This is a genomic window from Saccharomonospora amisosensis (assembly GCF_011761185.1).
GTDB lineage: Bacteria > Actinomycetota > Actinomycetes > Mycobacteriales > Pseudonocardiaceae > Saccharomonospora_A > Saccharomonospora_A amisosensis.
On record NZ_JAAOYM010000001.1, the window covers coordinates 1,554,278 to 1,581,097 of the forward strand.

Consider the following 26,820-nt stretch of genomic DNA (forward strand, 5'->3'; position numbering starts at 1 on the left):
TCACTAGCATGAGCACGGTGACGTCGGTGATCGAGCGACTGCAAAGCAGGGCCGCGGGCTTCTCCGTGGAGTTCTTCCCGCCGCGTGACGCCGCCGACGAGGCCGTGCTGTGGCGGTCCATCCGCGAGCTGGAACCACTCGATCCGGCATACGTGTCGATCACCTACGGCGCGGGCGGGTCCAGCAGGCAGGGCACGATCCGCAGCATCGCCAGGGTCGCCACCGAGACCACACTGGTGCCGATGGCTCACCTGACGGCCGTGAACCACTCCGTCGCCGAGTTGCGTCACGTGATCGGCTCCTACGCCGCCGTCGGGGTGCGCAACATCCTCGCGCTTCGGGGTGACCCGCCGGGCGACCCCTACGGCGAGTGGGTGCCGCACCCCCACGGGCTGCGCTACGCCGAGGAACTGGTGACGCTGGTGCGCTCACTCGGTGACTTCTGTGTGGGGGTTTCGGCCTTCCCCTACGGGCACCCGCGTTCACCGGACCTGGCCACCGACACCGCTCATCTGGTGCGCAAGTTCGCGGCGGGCGCCGACTTCGCCATCGCGCAACTGTTCTTCGAGGCGGAGGACTTCCTGCGGCTGCGGGACCGGGTTTGCGCCGCGGGCTGCGACAAGCCGATCATCCCCGGCATCATGCCGCTGACCACGCCGAGGACGCTGGCCAAGACCATCGAGTTGTCCGCGGCCGAACCGCCGAGGTGGCTGGTGGACCGGTTGCGGCCGCTGTCGGACGACCCCAAGTCGTTCCGTGCGGCTGGTCTCGACGTCGTTACCGAACTGTGTGAGCGGCTGCTCGCGGAGGGCGTTCCCGTGCTGCACTTCTACACGTTCAACCGGTCCAAGGCCACTCGCGAACTCGTTAACAGGCTCGGCCTGGTTCGGGTGGGCGCCTGACCGGTAGCGTGCGGATCATGCACGTCCACCAGATCTGTGACGCCTACGTCGACGACTTCGCCGCCGCCCACCCCGTGGCCGCGACGACGATCGGCGTTTCCGGCTACGACGACCAGCTCACCGACTACTCGCCGGAGGGCCACGCCGCAAGGGCGACACTCGCGCGGCGCGCGCTGCGCGAGATCGAGGCCGCGCAACCCGTCGACGAGACGGAGCGGGTGGCGAAGGCGGTGTTCACCGAACGGGTCGGGCTCGAACTGGAGATCCACGAGGCCGGGCTCGACGTCGCCGCGCTCAACGTCGTCGAGAGCCCGGTGCAGGCGATCCGAATGGTCTTCGATCTCATGCCCACCCGGACGCAGGAGGACTGGGAACGGGTCGCCGCGAGGATGGCCAAGGTGCCCGCGGCCCTCGACGGTGTACGCGCCTCGCTGCTCACAGCGGCCGAGGCCGGAAGGGCGCCCGCGTTGCGGCAGATCAGCAAGGTCGCGGAGCAGGCGGAGTTGTGGGCGGGCATGAGTGGCGGCACCGGCTTCTTCGACCAGCTCGCCCAGTCGGCCGACGCGGTGGACGGCGTCTCGACGACGTTGCGCGAGCGGCTGCGGCACTCAGCGAGGGCCGCGCAGGAGTCCTACGCCGAACTCGCGGGCTTCCTGCGGGCGGAGCTGGCTCCGCAGGCACCGACCAGGGACGCGGTGGGGGAGGAGACCTACCGGTTGTGGTCGCGCTACTTCATCGGCTCCGAACTGGACCTTCGCGAGGCCTACGAGTGGGGTTGGGAGGAGTTCTCCCGCATCGAGCGTGAGGCGGCGAAGGTCGCCGACCGTATCCGCCCCGGCGCGTCTATGGCGGAAGCGGCACGGGCGCTGGACGAGGACGAGCGCTATCGCGTGCACGGCCAGGCGCGGCTGCGGGAATGGATGCAGCGGCTGTCCGACGAGGCGGTGACCGCCCTGCGCGGCAAGCACTTCGACATCCCCGACGCGCTGACGGCGCTGGAGTGCCGGATCGCGCCGCCCGGCGGCGGGGTCGGTGCCTACTACACCGTCCCGAGCGAGGACTTCTCCCGGCCTGGGCGCATGTGGTGGTCCCTGCCCGCCGACAAGACGGACTTCTCCACCTGGCGGGAGGTCACCACCGTCTATCACGAGGGTGTTCCCGGGCACCATCTGCAGCTGGGCACGTCGGTGCACGAGCGGACGCTGAACCGCTACCAGCGGCTGCTGGGATTCACCTCAGGGCACGGCGAGGGCTGGGCGCTGTACGCCGAGCGGCTGATGCGCGACCTCGGCTTCCTCGACGACGACGGTGACCTGCTCGGCATGCTGGACGCCCACCTGTTCCGCGCCGCTCGCGTGGTGGTCGACATCGGTATGCACCTCGAACTGGAGATCCCCCGCGGCACCGGGTTCCACGAGGGGCAGCGCTGGACGCCGCAGCTGGGACTGGAGTTCATGCTCACCCGCACGATCACCGACCCCGACCACGTCTACGACGAGATCGACCGCTATCTCGGTTGGCCGGGGCAGGCGCCCGCGTACAAGCTGGGCGAACGACTGTGGCTTGCCGCGCGCGATGACGTCCGCCGCAGGCAGGGTGAGGCGTTCGACCTCAAGGAGTTCCACTCGCGCGCGCTGCGGATGGGCGGCATGGGCCTGGACACGTTGCGGGAACAACTCGCCGCCCTGTGAGCAGCTTTCACGCCCGCGCCGATATGATCGGCCACATGCACCGGGTCTTCCGCAGCACCCCGCCGCCACGCTCCTGAAGCGGGGCGCGGCTATGGGTAGCCACCGCGCGGCGTGTTCGGCGCCGCGCGGTCTCTTCGGCACCCTTTCGCAGACCTGAGGACAGCTCAGGACTTCTCACGCCCCGCGTCGTCGTGCCTGCTCATCCCTTCGACGTTGGAGCGTCCGCGTAATGTCCATTTCTGCCGCTGGCACCGGCGCGCGAACCCGCGCCGGTGCTCTCAACCTGCTCGTGGCTGGTGTGCTGTGGGGAACCGGCGGCCTCGCCGGTTCCGTACTCGCCACGAAGGCCGACCTGCACCCGCTGGCAGTGGCGTCTTACCGGCTGCTGCTCGGCGGCGGCTTCGCGGTGGTGCTGCTGTGGCTCACCGGCGGGCTGCGCACCTTTCCACGTACCTATCCACGTACCTATCCACGTACCTTCCCGCGCACCGGCACTGTCGCCCGCCGCCTGCTCACGGCGGGAGCCCTGCTCGCGCTGTTCCAGGCGTGCTACTTCGCCTCGGTGACGCTCACCTCGGTGAGCATCGCGACCATGACCACGATCGGAAGCGCGCCGGTGTTCGTGGCGCTCGGCGATGCCGTGCTCGAGCGCCGCCGTCCGAGTAACGCGACCGTGCTCTCGCTCGCGGGCGCGCTACTGGGTCTGGCCCTGCTCACCTGGTCTCCCGGCGGCGGCGACCGCTGGAGGTTGGTGGCCGGGGTGGCCTGCGCGCTGGTTTCCGGTCTCGGGTTCGCGACGCTGACGCTGGCCACTCGCCGGCAGGTCGAGGGCCTCGACCCGTTGCGGACCACGGCGTTCGGTCTGCTGGTGGGTGGGGTGTTGCTGCTGCCGCTCGGGCTGTGGACCGGGATGGCGCTGCCCGCCCGGCTCGACGTGCTCGCGGTGGCGGCCTACCTCGGCGTGGTGCCCACGGCACTGGCATACCTGGCGTACTTCCGTGGGCTTCGGCGATCCCAGCCGGTGCTGGCGGCGCTGGCCGCGTTGCTGGAGCCGTTGACGGCCGCGCTGCTGGCGGCCGTGCTGCTGGGGGAACGGCTCGGAGTCCTCGGCTGGTGCGGGGCCGCGCTGCTGGCAGGCACGATCGCGGCGAGCTACCTGCGGCCACGGGAGTGAACGACGGTCGGTGAGTGTCCGCTCGGCGCGGGCATTCACCGACCCTCGGTGGGGCCGTCCAGCGGCAGCGAACGCCCGAGGATCGCGAACGGTCTGGGGTCTCCCGCGAACCGGTAGTCGCGCAGTACGTCGGTGAAGCCGAGCCTGCGGTACAGCTTCCACGCCCGTGACGTCCCCTCCGGGGTGGACAACAGCACGTGGCGTTGCGCAAGCCCGTCGACGAGCCCGCGCAGCAGGTGCTCGCCGAGGCCGAGGCCCTGGCAGTCGGGGCGCACATGGATCTCGGTCAGCTCGAAGTAGTCGCCGAGCCAGCGCGCGACGGCCTGTTCGCCCTGGCTGGCCGCCAGCCCCCTGCGGACCTGCTCGTGCCACCACTGGCCGGGCTTGCCCTGGTATCCGTAGGCCAGGCCGATGAGTGCATCACCGTTGTCCAGGACGGCCATACACCGCCAACCCGCCCGCAGGGCGTGGGTGAGCCACATGGGCGCGCGTTGCTCGGCCGTACCCGAGGGGTAGTTCATCGCGGCCACGTACACCGAGAGCGCCTCGGGTAACCGGGCGCGAAACTCCTGGGCGGTGAGCCGGGCGAACCGTGGGTTGCCGTGGCGGGTGGCGGCCATCATGGCATGGTTCCGTCAAGCGCCGAGGCGACGTCGGCGGCGCGCCCGCCGGTGAGCCTGAGCAGGTCCTCGAAGGTCGTAGGGAACACCGACTTGGGGTGGCCAGCGGCGGCCCACACCGTGTCGTACTCGCGTAGTGCGGTGTCGACCACGGTGAGCAGTCTGCTCGGGTGGCCCACTGGAGCCACCCCGCCGATCACCTGGCCGGTGTGCCTGCGGACGAAATCGGGGTCGGCCTTGCCGACCTCCTCCGCACCGGCGAGCCGCGCGAGGGTGGCGGTGTTCGCCCGGTGGGCTCCCGAGGTCAGTGCCAGCAGGGCAACCTCGCCAACTTCGCCAACTTCGCCGTGGCCGGAAATGTCGGCGGTGAAGACGAGACTGTTGGCTATGGCACCGACCTCGACGCCAAGGGCAGTGGCCGCCTGCGCGGCGGTGCGTGCGTCGTCCGGCAGTATCCGAATGCCCTCGGCCGCGCGAACCTGCCCCGCTTCGACGAGGGCGGCGGCGACCTTGGCGACAGCGGGATGGTCGAGGGTGCTCATAGGGCTATGAGATCACGGTACGGCCGGAGGACGCGACGCAGTTCGCCCGCCGTGGGCTTGAGTCCCCGCCCCTCCCCCGCTAACCTGGACTTGTTCGAACATACGTTCGACATTCGGTTCGAGGTGGGAAGTGCTCGCCGGAACCGGGTGCCCGGCGCGGTGGTGGGGGAAGCACCTCGCGCCGGGTATCCGGCGAAGACACGCTTCGCCGAGGCACGAGATGAGGGATGTGGGGCTATGTCCGTCGCGTTCGCGTCACGTCACGGGCCGAGGTCGCGCAACGGTTCCGTACAACCGGCGTTGCCGATCGAACTGCGCCCACCGGTGGCGTCTTCGGCGGTGGCGCTACTGGAGCAGGCTCGGCACGGCCTGGCAGAAGCCGACCGGGAGTCTCAGCCCGCATCCCGGTTCGTCGTCGCCTACCTTTCGGCGCTGCGTGCCGCCGCGGCGATCCTCGTCGCCAGGGGGCGTCCGCACCGGGGCAGGGCGAAACCGGAGAGCGTGTGGACGCTGCTGGAGTCGGCGGCACCCGAACTGGCGTCGTGGGCCTCGTTCTTCGCGGCGAACTCGGCGAAGCAGGCCGCCGCACAGGCAGGCGTCACTCGCCGGGTCAACGAAGACGCGGCCGCGGAACTGTTGCGGCGCGCCACGGAATTCGTGGCCATCGCCCACCGCGCCGTGCACGGCGAAGGTGGAGCACCCGGTGCCCGTGGCACGTCTGGTGAACGCGGGGCCCGTGGCGACCGGATGGTCCGATGCGGAGCGCCTTCCCGGGCACGTCCTCGGCGGAGCGGTTGATGCCGGGGCGCGCGTTGATCGACCACGGTCGACTACTGGCGGCGATCGGATACGAGGCCGAACTACTGGTGGAGGCCGCCCGCGCGGTTCCTCCCGAGTCGCCCGTACCGACCTGTCCGGGGTGGACGGTGGGCGAGGTGGTTCGACACGTCGGAAGTGTCTACCGGGTGGCGCTCGGCTGGCTGGTGGAGGGCGGCAGGCCGAGCCGGTGGCAGCGTGATCCCGCGCGTGGCCAGACGGTGGAGAGCTATCTGCGGGACGGGCTGACCGAACTGGTCGAGGTGCTGTCCTGGCACGACCCGACAGAAACCGCCGCGACCTGGTGGCCCGCCGACCGCAGCTACGGGTTCTGGTGTCGCCGCATGGCTCACGAGACCACCGTCCACCGCGTCGACGTGGAGGACGCCGCCGGGCTGGAACGATCCGAGATCACCGACGACTTCGCGGTGGACGGGGTGGACGAGGCGCTGTCGCTGTGGTTCGCCCACAAACTGCCGATGCTGGGGTTGAGCGGAACCAGGCACGGGGTGGTGGCGATCAACACCGGCGGGCACACCTGGATCGCCCGTGCCGGACCCGTGGGGACGACGGCCCGGCGTTGCTCGCCCGCCGAGGCGGCAGGCGCCGACGCCGTCGTATCCGGTCGTCCCGCCGCGGTCTATCTGTGGTTGTGGGGAAGGCAGCGGCCAGGGGCGGTGGCGGTGGAAGGCGACGAGGACGCTGTCGGGCAACTGTGGGCACTGCTGCGGCTGGCGACGCGATGAACGCGGGTTTGTGGGGAAGCAACATCCGCGATCGCCGCATCGCCGCCGCGGCGAGGCCCGACGAGAAGGCCACGGTCGCCCGCGCCGCCGACTGACTCCACCGCCACCGCCCCGGTGTCGTGTCGCGAATCAGGACTGCGAATGGATGCGGTGGCGATCGGTGGCGATCGGCGGCGATCGGCGGCGAGCCAGTGGTTCGTCGGGTGCGCGCCGGGCGCCGAGGTCTAACACCGCGTCCGGCCCTGCGATGACTGTCGCCCGGTACTCGGTGGGCGCCTCGGCGCCGGGAGCGCCTCGAACACCAGCCATGCGGCCGTCCTCGACGATCAGTTCCCGCACGCAAGTCTCGCGAGTGGGTTCGCCGTGCACGCGGCGCCACTGCTGACCCGGGGCAGGGTCCGGCATAGTCGCCGGAGGTGCTCGATGCGGGTCGGGCACAGTCGCCTCGCCGGGGCGGTGGGGTGTCGGCGAGACGTTCAGGGCGTGCCGGGCGAAGTTCTCGTCGGCCGCTGGCACTCGGTAGAACTCGATTTCCAGCGGTGACATCACCTCGGCGCGGGCGAGTCCGTTGGTCAACTGGTAGACCTCGAGGCATTTCCCGCTCGCGCCGCCGTTCCCACCGCGGCAGCGCCCCCGCCCTTCGGTGCCTGGTCGTGCAGCGAAGGTGCGGCTTCGCCGAGCAGGGGTGCTCGATGCGCTGACGCTGCCGGTTGGGGATCGGGTGCCCGAGTGGCGCGTGTCTGGGAGCACCGATGCCAAGCCGGTCCGGTGTTTCGGGCGCGTTGCGAACGCGGCCGAATCGCTGACACCGCCGAAACACCCACGCCGCCTACCAGCAACAACGCTTCGGGACCGTGGCGGCATGGAGATTCACCGTGCTCGCGCGCCACAGCGCCACGAGGCAGTACTCGGTGGCTGGCTGGAGGAAGTTCCGGAAGGTGCGATCCCCACGGTTACCTGGCGGCTGCGGATCCGTATGGAGGACCATCCGGGAGCGCTGGCCAGGGTGGCCATCAGGCTGGCCGACCTGGAGTGCAACATCCTGGGGTTCTCGGTGTTGCCGGTGCCGGGCGGTGTGCTCGACGAGATCGTGATTCGACCCGCCGCCGGTCTCACCAAAGCCCACGTGGCACGCGCCATCCGCGAGGAGGGCTGCGAGTGGCTCGGCATCACCGACGCGGCCGTCGAGGAACTGGTCGACGTGTCCACCGCGAGCCTGGCCACGGCGAGCCGGGTGATCGGCGACCCATCCGGACTCGCCGATGCCGTGCGCCAGCTGCTGTCGGCGGACATGGTGACTGTGGTGCCCGCGGCGGAAGCGAACCCCGCCCGCACCGAGAACGGCCATCGAGCCGTCTTCCAGGTCGGCGACGACAGGAGCGTCGTGGCTCGCCGGATGTGGGCCCCGTTCGCCCAGCTGGAGCTGTCCCGCATCGAGGCGCTGCTGGGTCTACTGGGTGTGGTGCGGGACAACCTCGCCGGGCAGATCGCTGTGACCTGCGAAGACGGGGCCACCGTCGTGCTGAGGCAGGGCGAGCCACGCGACGCGAGCGCCGTCGCCGACCTGCACGGCAGGTGTTCGGCGAACACGCTTTACCACCGCTACCACACCGGCATGCGGACCGTGCCGCGCCGCTGGCTGCACCGGCTGCTGCTGCCGCCCAGGGGACTGAGCGTGCTCGCCGTCTGCGGGCGCGAGGTGGTCGCCCTCGGACAACTCATTCCGCTGCCCGAGGGCGATTCGGCTGAGGTATCGCTGCTCGTGGAGGACGCCTGGCAGGGCAACGGGCTCGGTAGCGCCTTGCTCAACAGGCTCGCCGTTACCGCGAGGGCCCGTGGCTACCGCGAACTGAGCGTGCTGTGTCTCCCGGGCGAGGACGGCGTCCGCCGTACCGCGTCGCGGGCCGGGTTGCGGCCGGCGGACACCCTCGACCCGAACGGTGTCCTGCGGATCAGCATGTGACGTTGACCGCCGCCCCTTCCGCGAAGGACACGTGGACATGGTCCATGTGGTTCGCCGTGGGGCTGCCACGGTCGGTCATCGTGGACCAGCCACTGCCGTCGTTGTAGCGCTGCCGCCAAATCACATAGGTCACGCCGAATTCGATCCGATGTGCCAGTACGTAATCAGCCAGTGCGTTTCCGGTTTCGGTTCCGACCATGAAGTCGAGCGCCAATCCGGAAGGATGATCACTGGCGCCTGATCGATTTGCGCGGCCACCCACGGAATCGACGGCGAATTTCGTCAGAATGTGATTGCCTACTTGCGCAACGTGAGGCTGGGTGCCCGCGAGGTCGGTGGAGCAGGATGCGGGCGGGGGTGGGGGCGGGGCTGGTTGCGGAGCCTGCAGGGCTTGCGGCGGTTGCGTCGGCTCAGGCTCAGGCGCTGGCGGCGCTGGCGGCGGTGGCGGCGGTGGCGGCGCGGGCTCCTCGCTGGTCACCGTCGGTTCTGCCGTCGTGACCAGCGGTTTCGGCGGCGGTTCCTCCGTTGTCGTGCTGCTGGTTGGCGGAGGCGTTGTGGTTGTGCTCGTCGGGGTGGTGGTCGTCGGCGTGGTGGTCGTCGGGGTTGTCGTGCTCGCCGCCGACCTGGACAAGGTCGGCTCGTTCGCCCTGGCGGAAGCGGCAAGCGCGGCACCGTCGGTCTGCGTCGCGTGCCACGGTGCGCCGATGATCCATACCGCGAACAAGAGCAGGCTCGCGGCGACCACGCCCAGTGCTGTGGGCATTCCCCACGACCGGGAAGAATGTGCGCGATGTCGACCGGCCATTGCATTCCTCGAATTCCAGCGACGGCAAAATCCGGCTCAGATTACGAACCGGATACATCGATGTCACGCCAAGGTGGCGCTGGACACAGATCAATAACGATGTCGGTGGCGAGGTTTCAGCGCGCCCAGAACCAGTCCCGTTGCCGTGCCTGGCGCATCGCGTCGCGCCTGTGCTCGGTGGTCAGCCGGTCCAGGTAGAGCATGCCGTCGAGATGGTCGGTCTCGTGCTGCAGGCACTGCGCCATGACGCCCTCGCCGGAGACGGTGATCGGCTCGTTGCGCAGGTCGACACCGCGCACCACCGCACGCTTGGCCCGAACGGTCGGAAACCACAACTGCGGCACCGAGAGGCAGCCCTCGGTGATCTCGTGTGTCTCCTCGGAGAGTTCGACGATCCGCGGGTTGAGTACGTAGCCGCGGCTGCCCTCGACGTTGTAGCTGAAAGCGCGAAGGCTCACGCCGATCTGCGGCGCTGCCAGCCCGGCCCTGCCCGGCGCGTTCACGGTGTCGAGCAGATCATCGACAAGCCGCTTCGTCGAGTCGTCGAACCGGGTCACCGGCTCGGCCACCGCCTTGAGCACGGGGTCGCCGAAGTAACGCAGCTCGCGCATCGCCATGGCTCGCAGGTCCCTTTCTCAACTCGGCTGGGCGAGCTTAACCGGACCGGACCTCGGGCTGCCGGGCACGGGTACGGCGATCACGCGCGCAGCCGCAGCCCCTTGGGGGTGGCGCGGAACCCGGCCTCCCGCAACACCTCCGCCAACTCGGAGGTCAACGCCTGCTCGCCGTCGGCTCGCTGGACCTGGAGCTGGCCCAGCCAGCCCTCCTTGACCGCGGTGGACAGGGCCTCGGCGGCCTTGCGCAGTGCGTCACCGTCGGTGGTGAACGACAACAGCGACCGCCCACCCCGCTCGACGTAGAGAGCGGGAGCCCCGTCCACGAGTACGGTGAGCGCGCCGGCCTTGCGTGCGGGCCGGTGCTTGGTCTCGCCCAGCGGCGGCGGCCAGGGTAACGCCGCGCCGTAAGGCTGTGCCGGGTCGCCGGCCGCCAGCACCACCGCGCTGCGCCGCCTTCGTGGTCCGCCCACATCGGACAGTGCGCGCAACCGGTCGATCGCCCCGTGCGCGGCGAACTGCGCGGCGCCGAGCCCCTCGACGACGTAGCCGCGGATGACCTGCCCGGAGTCCTCCATCCCGCGCAGCACCTTGTAGATGCCGGAGAAGCCGCCGGTCAACCGCTCGGTTTCCAGCGCACCCCTGGTGAGTACCCCGTGCCGCTCCAGGAACGATTCGGTGCGGGCGTGAGCTCTGCGGGTGGGGTCGCGATCCCGCGCGGGCGCCAGGCCCCACCGGCCCGCGACCGTGGGCGGTCCCGTCCGCGTCGGCATGGTGGGGCGGCCTGCCCGTAACCGCGCGTACCGGCCGCGCGGTGCCGACCGCCGCGGCTTGTGCGCGGCGCCCCTACCAGCCACCAGCGCCCGCAGCGGTGCCAGAGTGTCTCCCGAGACCAGTCCGGCCCACACTAGCTCCCACAGCGCGGCCGCCACGTCCGCGTCGGGTGGTGCGGTGCTTGGGGTGGTGGCAAGGGTTGTGGTGACCCTGTCGGCGAGCTGCCGGAAGAACAGTGCCCCACCGTCCAGCGCGGACAGAATGGCCTCGTGCAGCGGTCCGTGCTCTGCGGTGTTCTCGACATCCGGCAGCAGTAGGTCCGCGACATCGGTTGGTGCCAGCGCGATCCAGCCGTCCCCTCCGGACAGCGCACCACACCCGCACCAGCTGACCTCACCCGCGACGGTCAGCTCGTCGAGCAGTGCGGGGTAGTAGCCGGGCAGTCTGCTCGGCAGAATCAGCGATTCCAGCGCGCTCGCGGGCAACGGTGCCCCGGCCAGCTGCTCCACGACCGACAACACGTCGTCGGGGGTGGGCGCCGACCGCACGCGGCCACCGATGCCGTGCCAGCTGGGCAGGAACCGGCCGAGCGCGACCTGTTCGACGGGTTCGACCTCCGCCCGCAGCCGCGCGAGCGAGGCTCGGCGCAGCCTGCGCAGCACGCGGGCGTCGCAGTACTCGACGGCGCTTTCTCCCGGCCCGGGACGCAACTCGCCTCGCACCAGCGTGCCGTCGGAGGTGAGCCGGTCGAGCACGCCCGTCACCACGGCCCTGCCGAGTCCGAACCGTTCGGCGACCTGCGTGGCGGGGAACGGACCCCTGCCACGCGCGTAGCGGATGAGCAGGTCGGCCAGCGGGTCGGCCACCGGCTCTGTGAACGCCTCGGGCACCCCGATCGGCAGCGCTACCCCCAGCGCGTCGCGAACCTTCCCGGCGTCCTCGACGGCGAGGTAGCGTTCCTCGCTCGCGATCCGCACCGCGATGGCGCGGCGGTCGGTGACCAGTTGGGTAAGCCACTCCGGCCGGACACCGCGCGCGGCGGCCTCCTCGACGGTCAGATCGCCGAGGAAACGCAGCAGGTCGGCCGTGTCCTCGACGTCGCGGGCGTGCCGGTCGGGGTCAAGCCGTTGCAGTGAGCGTTCCACCTCCGCGACCACATCGGCGTCGAGCAACTCGCGGATCGCCTCGGTGCCGAGCAGTTCGGCCAGCAGCGCGGAGTCCAGCGACAGGGCGGCGGCCTTGCGCTCGGCCAGCGGTGCGTCGGTTTCGTACAGGAACATGCCGATGTAGCCGAACAGCAGGCTGCGAGCGAAGGGCGATGCCGAGGGGGTCTGCACCTCAACAACCCGCACCCGGCGGGCACGTACGTCGGCCATCAGCTCGCGCAGACCGCCCACGTCGTAGACGTCCTGCAACACTTCGCGCATCGCTTCCAGTACGACCGGGAACCGCTCGTACTTGGCCGCGACGGCGAGCAGTTGGGAGGCACGCTGCCGCTGCTGCCACAGCGGGGTGCGCCTGCGCGGGTCGCGGCGAGGGAGCAGCAGCGACCGTGCCGCGCACTCCCGGAACCGGGCCGCGAACACCGCCGACGTGCCCACTTCGGACACGATCAGCGGTTCCACCTCGTCCGGGTCGACGAGCACGTCCTCGGTGCCGATCACCACGTCAGCGCCTTCGGCGTCGAGCGCGTCGGGAAGCCGCAGTACGATTCCGTCGTCGGAGTGCGCGACCTGCGCGTCGACGCCGCGGTGCTCGCGCAGTCTGGCCGCGATGGCCAGCGCCCACGGCGCGTTCACTTGGGCGCCGAACGGCGAATGGACCACCACGCGCCAGTCCCCGAGTTCGTCGCGGAAGCGTTCGAGCAGTACCACCCTGTCGCTGGGTAGGTGTCTGGTCGCCTCCCGCTGCTCGGCGAGGTAGCCGAGCAGGTTGCCGGTCGCTCGCTCGTCGAGCCCGGCCGCGTGTGCCCGCCGCCGCGCCGCCGCCTCGTCCGATGTGGACAATTCGCGTAGGAAAGCTCCCAGCGCCCTGCCAAGTTCCAACGGCCTGCCCGGCGCGTCCCCCTTCCAGAACGGCATCCGGGCGGGCTCACCTGGGGCGGGAACCACGAGCACGCGGTCGTGGGTGATGTCGGTGATGCGCCACGAGGAGGTGCCGAGCAGGATCGTGTCGCCCACCCTGGACTCGTACACCATCTCCTCGTCCAGTTCGCCCACACGCGAGCCCGGCTTGCCCTCCTCACCGGGCGTCATCACGGTGAACAGCCCCCGGTCCGGGATCGTGCCCCCGGAAGTGACGGCGAGCCGCTGCGCTCCCGGCCTGCCGCGAAGCTGCCCGGTGACCCTGTCCCAGGTGACGCGGGCCCGCAGCTCGCCGAACTCCTCGCTGGGGTAGCGGCCGGAGAGCATGTCGAGAACGGCATGCAGCGCCTCGTCGGGCAGTGCCGCGAACGGCGCCGCCCTGCGCACGGTGGTGGCGAGATCCGCCACCGTCAAGGGTTCGATCGCCACCATCGCCACGATGTGCTGCGCGAGCACGTCGAGCGGATTGCGTGGGTAGCGCACCGCCTCGATCGCGCCCTCCGCCATCCGCTCGGCGACCACGGCGCACGACACCAGGTCGCCGCGGAACTTCGGAAACATCACCCCGGTCGACACCGCGCCGACCTGATGTCCCGCGCGGCCGACCCGTTGCAGCCCGGAAGCGACCGTAGGCGGCGCCTCGATCTGCACGACCAGGTCTACCGCACCCATGTCGATTCCCAGCTCCAGCGACGAGGTCGCCACCACGCACGGCAGGCGCCCCGACTTGAGTTCCTCCTCGACCCGGGTGCGCTGCTCGCGCGCCATCGAGCCGTGGTGCGCCTTCGCGACGGTCGCCGTGGCACCCTCACTCACCCCTGACGCGCCGGGGGCCTGGGCGGGAAACCGCTGCTCGGCTCCAGGTTGCGCCCGTTCCGTGGCGAGCTCGTTGAGCCGGGCGGTGAGCCGCTCGGCGAGCCTGCGCGAGTTGGCGAACACGATTGTGGAACGGTGGGCCTCCACGAGTTCGAGGACCCGTTCCTCGACGGCGGGCCAGATCGACGGTCTGCGCGGCGGGCCACCAAGCTCGGCCGCGGCATCGGGCATGCTCTCCGACGGCAGCGGCGCGGGCTCGGCGGGACGCGGCGCGGCGTCGAGTTCGGCCATGTCTTCCACCGGCACCTCGACCCGGACCTCCACCGTCTTGGCCAGCGGCGGCCGCACCACCCGCACCGGGCGGCCACCCGCCAGGAACGAGCTGATCTCGTCGACCGGCCGCACGGTGGCGGAAAGCCCGATGCGTTGCGCTGGTACCGGCAGCAACTCGTCCAGCCGCTCAAGCGACAGCGCGAGGTGCGCACCACGCTTGCCCCCCGCGACGGCATGCACCTCGTCGACGATCACGGTCTCCACGCCGCGCAGCGAGTCCCGCGCGGAGGAGGTGAGCAGCAGGAACAGCGATTCGGGCGTGGTGACCAGTACATCGGGCGGAGTGCGGTTGAAGGCCCTGCGCTCGGCGGCGGTGGTGTCGGAGGTGCGCATGCCCACCGTGATGTCGGGTTCGGGCAGCCCGAGCCTGCGGGAGGCCTGCGAAATGCCTGCCAGCGGTGCTCGCAGGTTGCGCTGGACGTCCACGGCGAGTGCCTTCAGCGGCGAAACGTACAGCACCCGGCAACGCCGCCGGTCGCGCCGCGGCTCGGGCGCGATCGCCAGCCGGTCGAGCGCCCACAGGAACGCGGCGAGGGTCTTCCCCGAGCCGGTCGGTGCCACCACCAGTGCGTGCTGGCCCGCGTGCGCGGCCTGCCACGCGCCCTCCTGCGCGGCGGTGGGCGCGGCGAAGGCCCCCGCGAACCAGTCCCTGGTCGCGGGGGAGAACAGGTCGAGAACCTTCGAGCCGTGGCTTTCCACGTACTCCATGATGCGGCGCGGCACCGACAATCCTGCCCCGAGGAGGGCCCCATAGTCGGGTTGCGTCCCTCGCGTCGCCGCGGTCGTGGGAGCATCACCGCGGCGGCTGCGCTGGTTCCGCGCTGTTTTCGCGCTGCCGACGGCGCTATCGACAAGGGGAGAGCTGTGCGGATTCTTTCCGTGGATCTCGGTACGTCCAACACGGTGGCGGTGCTGTCCGCACACGGCAGGCCACCCAGGGTGGTAGAGGTCGACGGGTCCGCGACGATGCCCTCGGCGGTGTTCGCCGAGGAGGACGGCACGCTCGTGGTCGGCCGCGACGCCGAGCGCAGGGCCCGGCTGGACCCCACCCGGTTCGAGCCCAACCCCAAGCGCCGGGTCGACGAACAGACCCTGCTGCTCGGTACGGACGTGGTTCCGGTGAACGAGGCGCTCGCCGCCGTGCTGCGCCGGGTCCTCGAGGAGACAACCCGGCAGCTCGGGGGCGAGTCACCGGACGAGATCCGGCTCACCCACCCGGCGCAGTGGGGTCCGGTGCGTCGCAACGTACTGCTCTCGGCCGCGCGGTTGGCGGGCATGTCCGGTGCGGTCTCGCTGGTGCCCGAGCCCGTCGCCGCGGCGGCGCACTTCGCCTCGTTCCCCGGCAAGGCACTGCTGCCGGGGCAGGCGCTGGCGGTGTACGACCTCGGCGCGGGCACGTTCGACGTCGCCGTCGTCGGCGCCACCCAGAGCGGTTTCACCGTGCTCGCCGAGGACGGCCTGCCCGACCTCGGTGGGCTCGATGTCGACCAGGCACTGCTCGTGCACGTCGGAAGAGAGGTGTCGCACCGCGACCCGCAGCGCTGGCAGTGCCTGCTCCGGCCGGAGTCGACGGCCGACCGGCGCGCCAGGCGCGCGTTGCAGGAGGACGTCAGGGCCGCCAAGGAGGCACTGTCCCGGCTGCCGCAGACGGAGGTGCCGATGCCGGAGCCGTTCACCGACGTCCTTGTGACCAGGTCGGAGCTTGAGGCGCTCGTGCGGCCAGCGATGTTGCGCAGTGTCGAGTTGCTCGCCAGGACGGTGTCGTCGGCGGGGCTCACCCCTGACCGGCTCGCGGGCATCTATCTGGTCGGCGGGTCGAGCAGGTTGCCGCTGGTGGGCACGTTGCTCTCCGAGAAGCTGGGCGTCGTGCCCGCCAGCCTCGACCAACCGGAGACGGCGGTGGCGCTCGGCGCGCATCACGTCGCGGCCGACGGGATCAGCATGCGAACCCAGCAGGTGGACGGGCAGGCCGCGGCCACGGGACAACCGGTACGGCCCGCCACGGCCGCCGCCCCGCCTCAGCCGGTCGTCGCCGCGCCCGCGCCCACCGGTCCGGCAGGCTACCCGGCGCGGCCGGGATATCCAGGGGTGCACGCGCACCACAACGTGCCGCGACAGGCACCGGGACCGGGCTTTCCCGCCTTCTCCGAGCCACCGCGGCGGGCGACATCGGGCGGTCGCAGGAAGCCGCTCATCGGCGTCGCGGTCGCGGCCGTGCTGGTGCTCGCCGCCGCCGCGGTGGTGTGGTGGCCCTCCTCCAGTACCGCGACCTACGCCGCCGAGGAATGCCGGACGCCGGGTGCCACCGACGAGCAGGGCTTCACCGGCTGCCTGCGCCAACTGGCCGGTGCGGTGGCCGAGCAGAACCAGTGTGGGCCGGGCACCGGTACCGGCGCCGCCGCGGCGCCGAACGAGGAGGACCTCGGTGTCACCGTGACGTGCTCGGCGCCGGGACTGGCCGGTGCGCAGATCACCTACCTGCACAGTGAATCGGCCGAGACCATCAAGCGATACACCGACGGGTTGCTGAACCGCACCGGAGGCGGCGAGCAGGTACGGGCCGACTGGAAGGGCAACGCGCTGGAGGGCCGGTACGCGGCCGCGGCAGGCAGGAACTCGGCTGTGCTGGTCTTCACGGTCGACGACCGCCCGCTCGCGGGGTTCGTGTACCAGGTGAACGTGGCGGGCACGGGGGAGCTGGCCGGGCCGGCCGAGTTGGCCGACTACTTCGAGCGCAACGTCCAGCCGGGGGAGTAGCCGCCGGTCACTTCCTGCGGTTGCGGACGCCGATGATCAGCACGATCAGCGCGGCGGTCACGGTGGCGATCGACGCCAGCGTCAGCGCCGTGGAACCGAATCCGGAGACGTCCTGTGCCAGCCGCATGCCTTCCAGCCTACGGCGCGGCGCGGCGCTACGCTGAGACCGATGCGCATCACGGTTTTCCGCAGGCTGATGGCGGAGGAGTTCGGACAGACCCGCGCCGAGACCCTGGCGAGAGACCACGTGCTCAGCGGCCTGGGAGGACGCACGATCGAGCAGGCGCTGGCCGATGGGGTACCTGCCAAGGAGATCTGGCAGCAGGTGTGCGGCGAGTTCGACATCCCGGCGGAGCGTCGGTGACCGCGTCAATGATCGCGGCGGTGCCGAAGAATGTACCGAAGAACGTACCGAAGAACGGAGCGGAAACCGTACCAGCAGGGCGTGTCGCGTCGACCTCGAACATCTGTTCGGCTACTGTGGTTGTCCACAGCAGGGTCGTGCCGGGGTCGACTATCCACAGATTTCCGCTTGACCCCCGAACTGTCGGACCCCGGCCGTAACGTCGGGGTCAGCACAAAACGACAGCAGACCGACAGCCAATGAGGTGGATTCCATGCCAGCAGCACCGGACAAGGGCAAGGCGCTCGATCTAGCCCTTGCCCAGATCGACAAGCAGTTCGGCAAGGGGTCGGTGATGCGCCTCGGCGAGGAGACCCGGCCGCCGATCGAGGTCATCCCCACCGGCGCCATCGCGCTGGACATAGCCCTGGGTATCGGAGGACTGCCTCGCGGCCGGGTGGTGGAGGTCTACGGTCCGGAGTCCTCCGGTAAGACAACGGTCGCGTTGCACGCGGTGGCCAACGCGCAGAAGGCGGGCGGCATCGCGGCGTTCATCGATGCCGAGCACGCGCTCGATCCCGAGTACGCCAAGACGCTCGGTGTCGACACCGACGCGTTGCTCGTCTCCCAGCCGGACACCGGTGAGCAGGCGCTGGAGATCGCCGACATGCTGATTCGCTCCGGCGCGCTCGACATCCTGGTGATCGACTCGGTGGCGGCGCTGGTGCCCCGCGCCGAGATCGAGGGCGAGATGGGCGACTCGCACGTCGGCCTGCAGGCCAGGCTGATGAGCCAGGCACTGCGCAAGATCACCGGTGCGCTGCACAACTCCGGCACCACCGCCATCTTCATCAACCAGTTGCGCGAGAAGGTCGGCGTCATGTTCGGCAGCCCGGAGACGACCACCGGTGGTAAGGCGCTGAAGTTCTACGCGTCGGTCCGGCTCGACGTCCGCCGTATCGAGACCCTCAAGGACGGCGGTGAGCCGGTCGGTAACCGCACCAGGGTCAAGGTGGTGAAGAACAAGGTCGCGCCGCCGTTCAAGCAGGCCGAGTTCGACATCCTCTACGGTGTTGGCGTTTCGCGGGAGGGCTCGCTCATCGACATGGGCGTCGATCAGGGAATCCTGCGCAAGTCCGGCGCCTGGTACACCTACGAGGGCGACCAACTCGGCCAGGGCAAGGAGAACGCGCGCAGGTTCCTGCGCGACAACCCCGACATCGCCAACGAGATCGAGAAGCGCATCAAGGAAAAGCTCGGTATCGGTGCTCAGGTCGACGCCGAGGAGGCCGCCCCGGCGCCGGTCGAGTTCTAGCCGCCGTGCCCTTCGAGGGAGAACGGGACGGTGAGGACGTGAGCGAGTCAGGCCGTCGTTTCGGGGGCGGCGGCTCCCGGTCTCGGTCGGTGGCGGAGCTGACACCGGAGGAAGCCAGGAAGAAGGCCAAGGAGATCTGCTTCGACCTGCTGGCCGCGCGGCCCCGCACCAAGGACGAGCTGCGTCAGGCGTTGCGCCGCAAGGGCTTCGACGAGCGGACGAGGGAGACCCTGCTCGGCAAGCTGGACGAGGCCGGGCTTGTCGACGACGAGGCCTTCGCGCAGCTGTGGGTGCGGTCCCGGCACACCCAGCAGGGCCTCGCCCGGTCGGCGCTCGTGGCGGAGCTCAAGCGCAAAGGTGTCGACAGCGACGTCGCGGTCGAGGCCGCGGGCGAGATCGACCGGGACGCCGAGGAGCAGCGAGCCCGCGAGTTGGTTCGCAAGAAGCTGCGCACGATGGCCGGCCTCGACGAGCGGACCGCCACCCGACGACTGCTCGGGATGCTGGCACGCAAGGGTTACCCGCAAGGACTGTCCTACGTGGTGGTCCGCGAGGAACTGCGTGACGCGGGTGCGGAGTCCACACTGCTCGACGACATCGTCCCGGACTGACCTGCGGGCGGGCGCCGGGATGGGACACTGGTCCATGACGTGAGGAGCAGCCGTTACCGCATTTCCGAGCCTTCCGAGTCGCCTCTGCCCGGTATGGATCACCTGCTGACCATCGCCGAGTACGCGGAGCTCGGTGAGCCCGAATCGGGCTACACCGAGCTGCTGGAGGGCCGCCTGTTGATGTCGCTGAGCCCGAGACCGGGCCACAACATAGCGCTGTTCGAGCTGTATCTGCAGGTGAAGCCGCAGTTACCCCGGCAGCTGACCGCCGTTCCCGACATCGACGTGGATCTTGAGCTGGCGCCGCTGGGTGCTCCGGCGACGGCGCGCCGCCCCGACCTGGTCGTGGTCGACCGTGCCGCGGTACGGCGGTTGACCGGGAGGGCGGGTTGCTCAAGGCGTCCGACGTGCTGCTCGTGGTGGAGATCGTGTCGCCGGGTTCGACCCGGACCGACAACGTGGACAAGCGCGGCGAGTACGCCGACGCCGGAATCCCGCACTACTGGATCGTCGATATCACCGAGCCCGTCTCGCTGGTCGCCTGCCACCTTGCCGGGGAGTTCGGCTATCAGGACGGCGGTGCCGTCACCGGTGAGTTCGCCACCGATGACCCGTTCGCGGTGCGGGTGAACCTCGACGCGCTGCTCTGATGTGGTCCGAATGAGGATGATCCGGACAACCTCGCTCGGCTGACCTCGCGCTCGGCTACTGTGACCGCCGTGTCCGCGCCCACCGAGATCATTCCGGCGGTTCATGCCCGCCTGCCAACCCTGACCGGCATGCGCTTTCTGGCCGCACTGCTGGTGTTCGTCTTCCACGCGGCCACCGTGTTCGACTACCCCGACCAGCAGACCGCGGCGGACGTCGGATGGCTCACCGGCAAGCTGGCCTTCCTCGGTGTGTCGTTCTTCTTCGTGCTGAGCGGCTTCGTACTCAGCTGGTCGGCGAGGGCGGGCGACACCGCCGCGCGGTTCTGGCGCCGCCGGGCCTGCAAGGTCTACCCCAACCACCTGGTGACGTTCCTGCTCGCGGTCGCGCTGCTGCTCGCACTGCACAAGCCGGTCACCGGTTGGTGGCAGAACCTGCTGCTGATCCACGCGTGGTTCCCCGACCAGACGATCTTCAACAGCGCCAACGTGGTGAGCTGGTCGCTGGCCTGCGAGGCGGTGTTCTACCTGCTGTTTCCGGTGCTGCACCGGTGGTTCGGCCGCATCCCGTCGTCGACCCTGTGGTGGTGGGCGTCCGGTTTGGTCGTCGTCGTGCTGTGCATGCCGCTGCTCGCGCAAGCGTTGGTGCCCGCCACCGGCGGCGATCCCACACAGCCGGGTTCGAGCCTTTCGCAGGTGTGGTTCCTCTATATCTTCCCGCCGGTGTGCCTGCTGCAGTTCATGCTCGGCATGATCATGGCGAGCATCGTGTTGTCCGGCCGCTGGATCGGCCTTCCGCTCCCGCTGGCAGCCGTGCTGCTGGCGGGCGGATACGCGCTGGCGCTCGTCGTGCCCTACAACTTCGGCGTCAACGCCACCACGATCGTGCCTGTCGCGCTCGTTATCGCGGCAGCTGCGGTCGCCGACGTGCGCGGCCGCGCGACGTTGCTGCGCGGCAGGGTTGCGGTTTGGCTGGGCGAGGTGTCCTTCGCCTTCTACCTCGTGCACTACCTGGTGCTGCTGCACGGCCGCGAACTCACGGGCCTTCGCGGCAACGGAGAGGTCGCCGTGGAACTTGCCGTGCTCACCGGCGCGATGGCGCTGAGCCTCGGCTTGGCGTGGCTGCTTTATGCCGGCGTCGAGCGGCCCGTCATGCGCCGCTGGAGCAGACCGCGTAGATCGGCCCGGCCGCCAGCGCCACCACAGTCACAGCCACGGCCGCCACAGGCGCAGCGCGGGCAGGTCACCGGCCCACACCACGGTGTCCCAGTGGCACGGGGCAGCACGGCGTTGCAGAGGCACAGCGCGCCCGTGGCGAAACAGCCACGCCCGCGGGAACCTCGGTGGTGAACCGCCTCGGTGCGATCGGAAGACCACCGGCGGTGGCGGGTAGCCCCGGCCTCTCCTTCGCCCCGCGCGGAGCTACCTTTCCGGTGCGGTCAAGGCAACGGCCTGCCGCGCCAGCGCCTCGATCCAAGCGAAGTCCTTCGCCGCGACGGCGTCCGGCGGCGTCAGCCATGAGCCGCCAACACAGTCCACATTGGCCAACTCCAGATAGCGCCTTGCGCTGTCCATTGTGATTCCGCCGGTGGGGCAGAAACGCAGCCACGGCAGCGGACCGGCTATCGCGCGCAGCGCGTCGGTCCCGCCGCTGGCCTCGGCAGGGAAGAATTTGAGGGCGTGCAACCCCCGCTCTGCCAGCCGCATGGCCTCGGAAACGGTCGCAGCTCCTGGTAGCAGCGCGAGCCCGGTGTCGAGTGCCGCCGAGACCAACGTCTCGGTGCATCCAGGCGTCACAAGGAACGCCGCCCCTGCGTCGGCGGCCTGCCGCGCCTGCTGTGGCGTGGTCACTGTGCCGGCTCCGACGACCATGTCCGGCACCTCCCGCGCCACGCGGGCCACCGCGTCCACCGCGGCCGGAGTGCGCAGCGTCACCTCCATGACACCCACGCCGCCGGAGCGCAACGCGTGGGCCACGGGCACGGCGTCGTCGGCGTCGTGTAGCACGACCACTGGCAGCACCGGCGACAGCGTCAGCAGCTCCGAACTCGTGACCATCAGGTGAGTCCACCGGTGACGCCCGCGATAGCGGGATGTGGTCGGGCACCGACCGGCGCGAACACGCTGGCGCCTCGCTCCGCCGGACCGACGCAGCGGCGCAGCGCGGCGAACAGTTCCCGGCCGGTGCCGACCCATTCGTCCTCACCGGGGACCGAGCCCGATGGAGCCCTCGATGCGAGTGTCGCGGCCGCCACGTCGACCTCCAACTCACCCGAGTCGGCGTCGACGCGAATCAGATCCCCGTCGGCCACCCGGGCCAGCGGCCCACCCACCGCGGCCTCCGGCGTGACGTGAATCGCGGCGGGAACCTTCCCCGATGCCCCTGACATCCTGCCGTCGGTTACGAGTGCCACGCGATGCCCGGCGTCCAGCAGTGAGCTGAGCGCGGGGGTGAGGCCGTGCAGCTCGGGCATCCCGTTGGCGCGGGGACCCTGCTGGCGCAGCACCACCACGACATCGCGATTCAGTTCGCCTGCTCGAAACGCCAGCTGGAAGTCCTGCTGGGAGTCGAACACCCGCGCGGGCGCGTAGACGAGGCGGTGGCGCGGAGAAACGGCCGACACCTTCAGCACCGCACGGCCCAGATTGCCACGCAACATGCGCAGTCCGCCGTCGGGTGCGAACGGCCGGTCGATCGGGCGCAGAACGTTCTCGTCGAGGCTGCGCGACGGGGCTTCGCGCCAGGTCAACTCGCCGTCACGCAACACCGGCTCGGCGCGGTAGCGGTGCAGCCCGGTGCCCGCCACGGTGCGCACGTCGCCGTGCAGCAGTCCGGCGTCGAGCAGCGTGGCGACGAGGAACGGCACGCCACCCGCGGCGTGGAAGTGGTTGATGTCGGCGCTGCCGTTGGGATAGATGCTGGCCAGCAGCGGCACCACCGAAGAGAGATCGGCGAAGTCGTCCCAGGTAAGCTCTATTCCGGCCGCCGAGGCGATCGCGACCAGGTGCAGGGTGTGGTTTGTGGAGCCTCCGCTGGCCAGCAACGCGACCACCCCGTTCACGATCGAACGCTCGTCCACCACCTCGGCCACGGGTGTGTAGCCTTCGCCGCCACCGACCGGGGAAATCTCGACGATGCGCCTGGCGGCTCGTTCGGTGAGCGCCCGCCGCAGCGGTGTGTTCGGTTGCACGAAGGCTGCTCCCGGCAGTTGCAGGCCCATCACCTCGAGCACGAGTTGGTTGGAGTTGGCCGTGCCGTAGAAGGTGCAGGTGCCGGGGGAGTGGTAGGAGGCGGACTCGGCCTCCAACAGTTCCTCCCTCGTGGCGCTGCCCTGCGCGTACAACTGCCGCACGCGAGCCTTGTCCTTGTTCGGCAGCCCGGACGGCATGGGTCCCGCAGGCACCAGGATCGCGGGCAGGTGCCCGAATGACAGTGCGCCGATGAGCAGCCCGGGCACGATCTTGTCGCACACGCCGAGCAGCAGCGTCCCGTCGAACATGTCGTGTGCCAGCGCCACACCTGTCGCCATGGCTATCACGTCGCGGCTGAACAGCGAGAGTTCCATTCCCGCCCGCCCCTGTGTGATGCCGTCGCACATGGCGGGTACCCCGCCCGCGAACCGGGCGACACCCCCGGCCCGCCTCGTGGCCTCCTTCAGCTGGTCGGGGAACTCACCGAGCGGTTGGTGGGCCGAGAGCAGGTCGTTGTAGGCGGACACGATCGCGATTCCCGGGCCCTGCCGCCCTCGCAGGGTGAGCCGGTCGGGGCCGGAGCACGCGGCGAAGCCGTGCGCGAGATTGCCGCACCCCAGCCCGGCCCGCGCCGGACCGTCGGCCGTGGCCGCGCGGGCGTCGCTGACCCGGGAGAGGTAGGCGCCGCGGGAGTTCTCGCTTCGAGCGGCGATGCGGGCGGTGACCTCGGCGATGACGGGGTGGAGGGGTCGCAACGTGGTCGCTCCTGATCGCTTCTCGCGGGCATCTTCTCGCGGACGTGGAGGTCGGTAAGCGACGGCACCGTCGCGGCCGACGTGGCGACTGACACGATACAGATCCAGGGCCTCGGAGCAAAATCGATTCAGAAAGTCACGATTAGTGACCCCCATCACGCCCTCCACGCCGTGTGTGCTACTTGTCACACCACAGTTGGCAAGGCAGAGTCGGCCTTAGCCGGCTCAGATCCCGGGATCGATTCGAAGGGACGACACAGATGTCGAGCACGGAAATGAGCGAGCTACGCCGCACCATCGGCAGGCTCAGGCAGTGCGTGGGCGCGCTGCGGGCACGTTACGGCGAGGCACCCGCTGTCCGGCGCCTCGCCAACGACGTCGAGCGGCTCGACATCGACGCGGGCGATCTCGCGCAGCAGCAGGTGCCTGCCCAGTCGAAGCCTTCCGACCCGCCCGAAGTGGTCAAGATCCCCGACACCCCGTACGACCCATCGTTGTGGGAGGGCGCTGACGACGAGGGCGTCGGCGGCTACCACCGGGATCAGCGGTGAGTGGGGCCGGGATCGACGACGTGACAGTCACCCAGAACAGCGCACCCGCACGAACCCGAGTCGGCATCGGCACGCGCACGCTGCGCACCGACCGGTGGTGGCTACAGCCACTGCTGACGACACTGGGCCTGGCGGCCTTCGTCGGCTACGCGACCGTCCGGTCGTTCATGCGCACCGGCTACTACGACGCCGAGAACAACTACCTCACGCCGTTCTACTCCCCGTGCCTCAGCGACTCCTGCGTACCGGGGTCGGCGCACTTCGGCACCCCGTTCGGGGAGTTGCCGGGCTTCATCCCGCTGGCGTTTCTTTCGCTGCCGTTCCTGCTCGGGTTCCGGTTGACCTGTTACTACTACCGCAAGGCGTACTACAGGTCGGTCTGGTTCTCCCCGCCCGCGTGTGCCGTCACCGAACCGCACGCCAAGTACACCGGGGAGACCCGCCTGCCGCTCATCGTGCAGAACGCTCACCGCTACTTCTTCTACGTCGCGTTCGTGATCGCCTTGATCAACACCTGGGACGCGATAGTGGCCTTCGGTGGCGAGCGAGGGATCGGCTTCGGACTCGGGAACCTCATCCTGGTGATCAACGTGGTGTTGCTGTGGGCGTACACGGTGTCGTGCCACTCGTGCAGGCACGTCACCGGCGGCAGGCTCAAGCACTTCTCGAGGAGTCCGGTCCGGTACTGGATCTGGACGCAGGTGAGCAGGCTGAACGTGCGCCACATGCAGTTCGCGTGGATCACGCTGGGCACCCTGGCGCTCACCGACCTCTACGTGTGGCTCGTGTCCACCGGCACGATCACCGATCTTCGTTTCATCAACTGAACAGTTCTTTCGAGGTGGCAATTACATGACCGAGGTCGAGCGGCACAGCTACGACGTCGTGGTGATCGGTGCCGGCGGCGCGGGTCTGCGTGCGGTGATCGAGGCAAGGCAGCGTGGCCTCAGCGTCGCGGTGGTGTGCAAGTCGCTGTTCGGCAAGGCACACACCGTGATGGCCGAGGGCGGGTGCGCGGCGTCGATGGGCAACGCGAACCCGAACGACAACTGGCAGGTCCACTTCCGCGACACCATGCGTGGCGGCAAGTTCCTCAACAACTGGCGGATGGCCGAGCTGCACGCCAAGGAAGCCCCCGACCGCGTGTGGGAGTTGGAGACCTACGGCGCGCTGTTCGACCGCACCAAGGACGGCCGCATCAGCCAGCGAAACTTCGGCGGGCACACCTATCCCCGGCTGGCGCACGTCGGCGACCGGACCGGCCTTGAGCTGATCCGCACCATGCAGCAGAAGATCGTGTCGCTGCAGCAGGAGGACAACAAGAAGTACGGCGACTACGAGGCCAAGCTCAAGGTATTCGCCGAGTGCACCGTCACCGAACTGCTCAAGCAGGACGGCCGGATCGCGGGCGCGTTCGGCTACTGGCGCGAGTCCGGCCGGTTCATCCTGTTCGAGGCACCGGCCGTGGTGCTGGCCACCGGCGGCATCGGCAAGTCGTTCAAGGTGACGTCGAACTCCTGGGAGTACACCGGTGACGGGCACGCGCTCGCGCTACGGGCAGGCGCGGACCTGATCAACATGGAGTTCGTCCAGTTCCACCCCACCGGCATGGTGTGGCCGCCGAGCGTGAAGGGCATCCTCGTCACCGAGGGTGTGCGCGGTGACGGCGGCGTGCTGAAGAACTCCGAGGGCGAGCGGTTCATGTTCCGCTACATCCCCGACGTGTTCAAGGGCCAGTACGCCGACAGTGAGGCGGAGGCCGACCGCTGGTACGAGGACGCGGACAACAACCGCCGCACCCCTGACCTGCTGCCCCGCGACGAGGTGGCCAGAGCCATCAACGCGGAGGTGAAGGCGGGACGGGGTTCTCCGCACGGCGGGGTGTTCCTCGACATCGCAAGCCGACTACCGGCCGAGGAGATCCGCAGGCGGTTGCCCTCGATGTACCACCAGTTCAAGGAACTGGCCGATGTGGACATCACCAAGGAGCCCATGGAGGTTGGCCCCACGTGCCACTACGTGATGGGCGGCATCGAGGTCGACCCCGACTCCGCCGCTGCGAGCGTGCCGGGGCTGTTCGCGGCGGGTGAGTGCTCGGGCGGGATGCACGGGTCCAACCGACTGGGCGGCAACTCACTGTCCGACCTGCTCGTCTTCGGCCGCAGGGCCGGGCTCGGCGCGGCCGACTACGTGGAGTCGCTCTCCGGAAGGCCGAAGGTGGCCGATTCCGATGTGGACACCGCGGCGAAGCGGGCGGTGGCGCCGTTCGACCCACCCGGGCAGGGAGTGGCGGAGGAGAACCCCTACACGTTGCACACCGAACTACAGCAGTGCATGAACGACCTGGTCGGCATCATCCGCAAGGCCGACGAGATGGAGCAGGCGCTGGAAAGGCTGGCCGACATCAGGCGGCGGATCGCGGGCGTCACCGTGGAGGGGCACCGGCAGTACAACCCCGGCTGGCACCTCGCGCTGGACCTGCGCAACATGCTGCTCGTCAGCGAGTGCGTGGCGCAGGCCGCGCTGCGGCGCGCGGAGAGCCGGGGTGGACACACCCGCGACGACCACCCGCAGATGGACGCGAAGTGGCGCAACACCCTGCTTGTCTGCGGCGCGGCTGACGGCGATCCGGCCATCCCCGATGTCACGGTGCGAGCCAAGGAACAGCAGCCGATGCGACAGGATCTGCTGGGGTTGTTCGAACTGAGCGAACTGGAGAAGTACTACACCTCCGAAGAACTCGCCGACCACCCGGAAAGGAAGGCCTGA

24 protein-coding genes are annotated in these 26,820 nt (G+C 69.8%); 15 read left to right on the plus strand and 9 right to left on the minus strand.

Annotated elements, in window-relative coordinates:
• The first annotated feature begins 17 nt into the window (after positions 1-17).
• The 3 genes from metF (at position 18) to FHU38_RS07595 (ending at position 3,767) form a co-directional block, all read left to right on the plus strand.
• The gene (metF, locus tag FHU38_RS07585) at positions 18-902 is read left to right on the plus strand and encodes a methylenetetrahydrofolate reductase [NAD(P)H] (protein ID WP_167168168.1); all 885 of its coding nucleotides are present in this window, start codon (positions 18-20) and stop codon (positions 900-902) included.
• A 17-nt stretch (positions 903-919) separates the two neighbouring features.
• Positions 920-2,593 (plus strand): DUF885 domain-containing protein, encoded by a 1,674-nt coding sequence (locus FHU38_RS07590; protein WP_167168171.1) that lies wholly within the window; start codon positions 920-922, stop codon positions 2,591-2,593.
• Between the two features lie 229 nt (positions 2,594-2,822).
• Positions 2,823-3,767: a DMT family transporter gene (locus FHU38_RS07595; protein ID WP_167168174.1), complete on the plus strand. Its 945-nt coding sequence runs from the start codon at positions 2,823-2,825 to the stop codon at positions 3,765-3,767.
• A gap of 35 nt (positions 3,768-3,802) precedes the next feature.
• Here FHU38_RS07595 and FHU38_RS07600 read toward each other — a convergent pair whose 3' ends face one another.
• Positions 3,803-4,387, minus strand: coding sequence for a GNAT family N-acetyltransferase (locus tag FHU38_RS07600; RefSeq protein ID WP_167175710.1), 585 nt, complete (start codon positions 4,385-4,387; stop codon positions 3,803-3,805).
• Positions 4,387-4,929, minus strand: coding sequence for a YbaK/EbsC family protein (locus FHU38_RS07605; RefSeq protein ID WP_167168177.1), 543 nt, complete (start codon positions 4,927-4,929; stop codon positions 4,387-4,389). Before FHU38_RS07605 ends, FHU38_RS07600 begins: the two co-directional genes overlap by 1 nt.
• 237 nt (positions 4,930-5,166) lie before the next feature.
• On the opposite strand from FHU38_RS07605, the gene FHU38_RS07610 reads away from it, so the two are divergent.
• The gene (locus FHU38_RS07610) at positions 5,167-5,727 is read left to right on the plus strand and encodes an SAV_6107 family HEPN domain-containing protein (RefSeq protein ID WP_243852209.1); all 561 of its coding nucleotides are present in this window, start codon (positions 5,167-5,169) and stop codon (positions 5,725-5,727) included.
• Positions 5,727-6,491 (plus strand): maleylpyruvate isomerase family mycothiol-dependent enzyme, encoded by a 765-nt coding sequence (locus tag FHU38_RS07615; protein ID WP_167175712.1) that lies wholly within the window; start codon positions 5,727-5,729, stop codon positions 6,489-6,491. The genes FHU38_RS07610 and FHU38_RS07615 overlap by 1 nt, the downstream gene beginning before the upstream one ends.
• 129 nt (positions 6,492-6,620) lie before the next feature.
• Here FHU38_RS07615 and FHU38_RS07620 read toward each other — a convergent pair whose 3' ends face one another.
• A complete protein-coding gene (locus FHU38_RS07620) occupies positions 6,621-7,067 on the minus strand; it encodes a hypothetical protein (protein ID WP_167165469.1) in 447 nt (148 codons plus the stop codon).
• A gap of 286 nt (positions 7,068-7,353) precedes the next feature.
• Here FHU38_RS07620 and FHU38_RS07625 point away from each other — a divergent pair, with 286 nt between their 5' ends.
• Entirely contained in the window at positions 7,354-8,454 is a 1,101-nt protein-coding gene (locus tag FHU38_RS07625; protein WP_390623241.1) for a GNAT family N-acetyltransferase, read from the plus strand.
• Here FHU38_RS07625 and FHU38_RS28240 read toward each other — a convergent pair.
• The 4 genes from FHU38_RS28240 to FHU38_RS07640 all read right to left on the minus strand — a co-directional run bounded on the left by FHU38_RS28240 (position 8,444) and on the right by FHU38_RS07640 (position 14,588).
• A complete protein-coding gene (locus FHU38_RS28240; protein ID WP_449314273.1) occupies positions 8,444-8,668 on the minus strand; it encodes a hypothetical protein in 225 nt (74 codons plus the stop codon). The genes FHU38_RS07625 and FHU38_RS28240 overlap by 11 nt on opposite strands.
• Positions 8,669-8,870: 202 nt before the next feature.
• Positions 8,871-9,149, minus strand: a complete 279-nt coding sequence (locus tag FHU38_RS28245; RefSeq protein ID WP_449314274.1) for a hypothetical protein — start codon at positions 9,147-9,149, stop codon at positions 8,871-8,873.
• 226 nt (positions 9,150-9,375) lie between these two features.
• The gene (gene def, locus FHU38_RS07635; protein WP_167168183.1) at positions 9,376-9,876 is read right to left on the minus strand and encodes a peptide deformylase; all 501 of its coding nucleotides are present in this window, start codon (positions 9,874-9,876) and stop codon (positions 9,376-9,378) included.
• Positions 9,877-9,956: 80 nt separating this feature from the next.
• Positions 9,957-14,588, minus strand: coding sequence for an ATP-dependent helicase (locus FHU38_RS07640; RefSeq protein WP_167175720.1), 4,632 nt, complete (start codon positions 14,586-14,588; stop codon positions 9,957-9,959).
• Between the two features lie 156 nt (positions 14,589-14,744).
• Here FHU38_RS07640 and FHU38_RS07645 point away from each other — a divergent pair, with 156 nt between their 5' ends.
• The 6 genes from FHU38_RS07645 (at position 14,745) to FHU38_RS07670 (ending at position 20,903) form a co-directional block, all read left to right on the plus strand.
• Positions 14,745-16,637 (plus strand): Hsp70 family protein, encoded by a 1,893-nt coding sequence (locus FHU38_RS07645; RefSeq protein ID WP_167168186.1) that lies wholly within the window; start codon positions 14,745-14,747, stop codon positions 16,635-16,637.
• Positions 16,638-16,806: 169 nt separating this feature from the next.
• Entirely contained in the window at positions 16,807-17,001 is a 195-nt protein-coding gene (locus FHU38_RS07650) for a DUF3046 domain-containing protein (RefSeq protein ID WP_167168189.1), read from the plus strand.
• A 253-nt stretch (positions 17,002-17,254) separates the two neighbouring features.
• The gene (gene recA / locus FHU38_RS07655) at positions 17,255-18,295 is read left to right on the plus strand and encodes a recombinase RecA (RefSeq protein WP_167168192.1); all 1,041 of its coding nucleotides are present in this window, start codon (positions 17,255-17,257) and stop codon (positions 18,293-18,295) included.
• A gap of 89 nt (positions 18,296-18,384) precedes the next feature.
• Positions 18,385-18,906: a regulatory protein RecX gene (locus FHU38_RS07660; RefSeq protein ID WP_167175723.1), complete on the plus strand. Its 522-nt coding sequence runs from the start codon at positions 18,385-18,387 to the stop codon at positions 18,904-18,906.
• Between the two features lie 389 nt (positions 18,907-19,295).
• Positions 19,296-19,556: a Uma2 family endonuclease gene (locus tag FHU38_RS28130; protein ID WP_390623242.1), complete on the plus strand. Its 261-nt coding sequence runs from the start codon at positions 19,296-19,298 to the stop codon at positions 19,554-19,556.
• Positions 19,557-19,625: 69 nt separating this feature from the next.
• Positions 19,626-20,903: an acyltransferase family protein gene (locus tag FHU38_RS07670; RefSeq protein ID WP_208415587.1), complete on the plus strand. Its 1,278-nt coding sequence runs from the start codon at positions 19,626-19,628 to the stop codon at positions 20,901-20,903.
• A gap of 72 nt (positions 20,904-20,975) precedes the next feature.
• Here the strand turns inward: FHU38_RS07670 and eda are convergent, their stop codons facing one another.
• The gene (gene eda, locus FHU38_RS07675) at positions 20,976-21,611 is read right to left on the minus strand and encodes a bifunctional 4-hydroxy-2-oxoglutarate aldolase/2-dehydro-3-deoxy-phosphogluconate aldolase (RefSeq protein WP_167168196.1); all 636 of its coding nucleotides are present in this window, start codon (positions 21,609-21,611) and stop codon (positions 20,976-20,978) included.
• Positions 21,611-23,500, minus strand: a complete 1,890-nt coding sequence (gene edd / locus FHU38_RS07680) for a phosphogluconate dehydratase (protein WP_243852210.1) — start codon at positions 23,498-23,500, stop codon at positions 21,611-21,613. The genes eda and edd overlap by 1 nt, the downstream gene beginning before the upstream one ends.
• 260 nt (positions 23,501-23,760) lie before the next feature.
• Between edd and FHU38_RS07685 the strand changes: the two genes are divergently transcribed.
• Genes FHU38_RS07685 through FHU38_RS07695 form a run of 3 tightly spaced genes read left to right on the plus strand, consistent with a single transcriptional unit; the run spans position 23,761 to position 26,820 of the window.
• The gene (locus FHU38_RS07685; RefSeq protein ID WP_167168202.1) at positions 23,761-24,051 is read left to right on the plus strand and encodes a hypothetical protein; all 291 of its coding nucleotides are present in this window, start codon (positions 23,761-23,763) and stop codon (positions 24,049-24,051) included.
• A complete protein-coding gene (locus tag FHU38_RS07690) occupies positions 24,048-24,878 on the plus strand; it encodes a hypothetical protein (protein ID WP_167168205.1) in 831 nt (276 codons plus the stop codon). The genes FHU38_RS07685 and FHU38_RS07690 overlap by 4 nt, the downstream gene beginning before the upstream one ends.
• 25 nt (positions 24,879-24,903) lie before the next feature.
• On the plus strand, positions 24,904-26,820 hold the full coding sequence (locus tag FHU38_RS07695) for a fumarate reductase/succinate dehydrogenase flavoprotein subunit (RefSeq protein ID WP_167168208.1): 1,917 nt from the start codon (positions 24,904-24,906) through the stop codon (positions 26,818-26,820).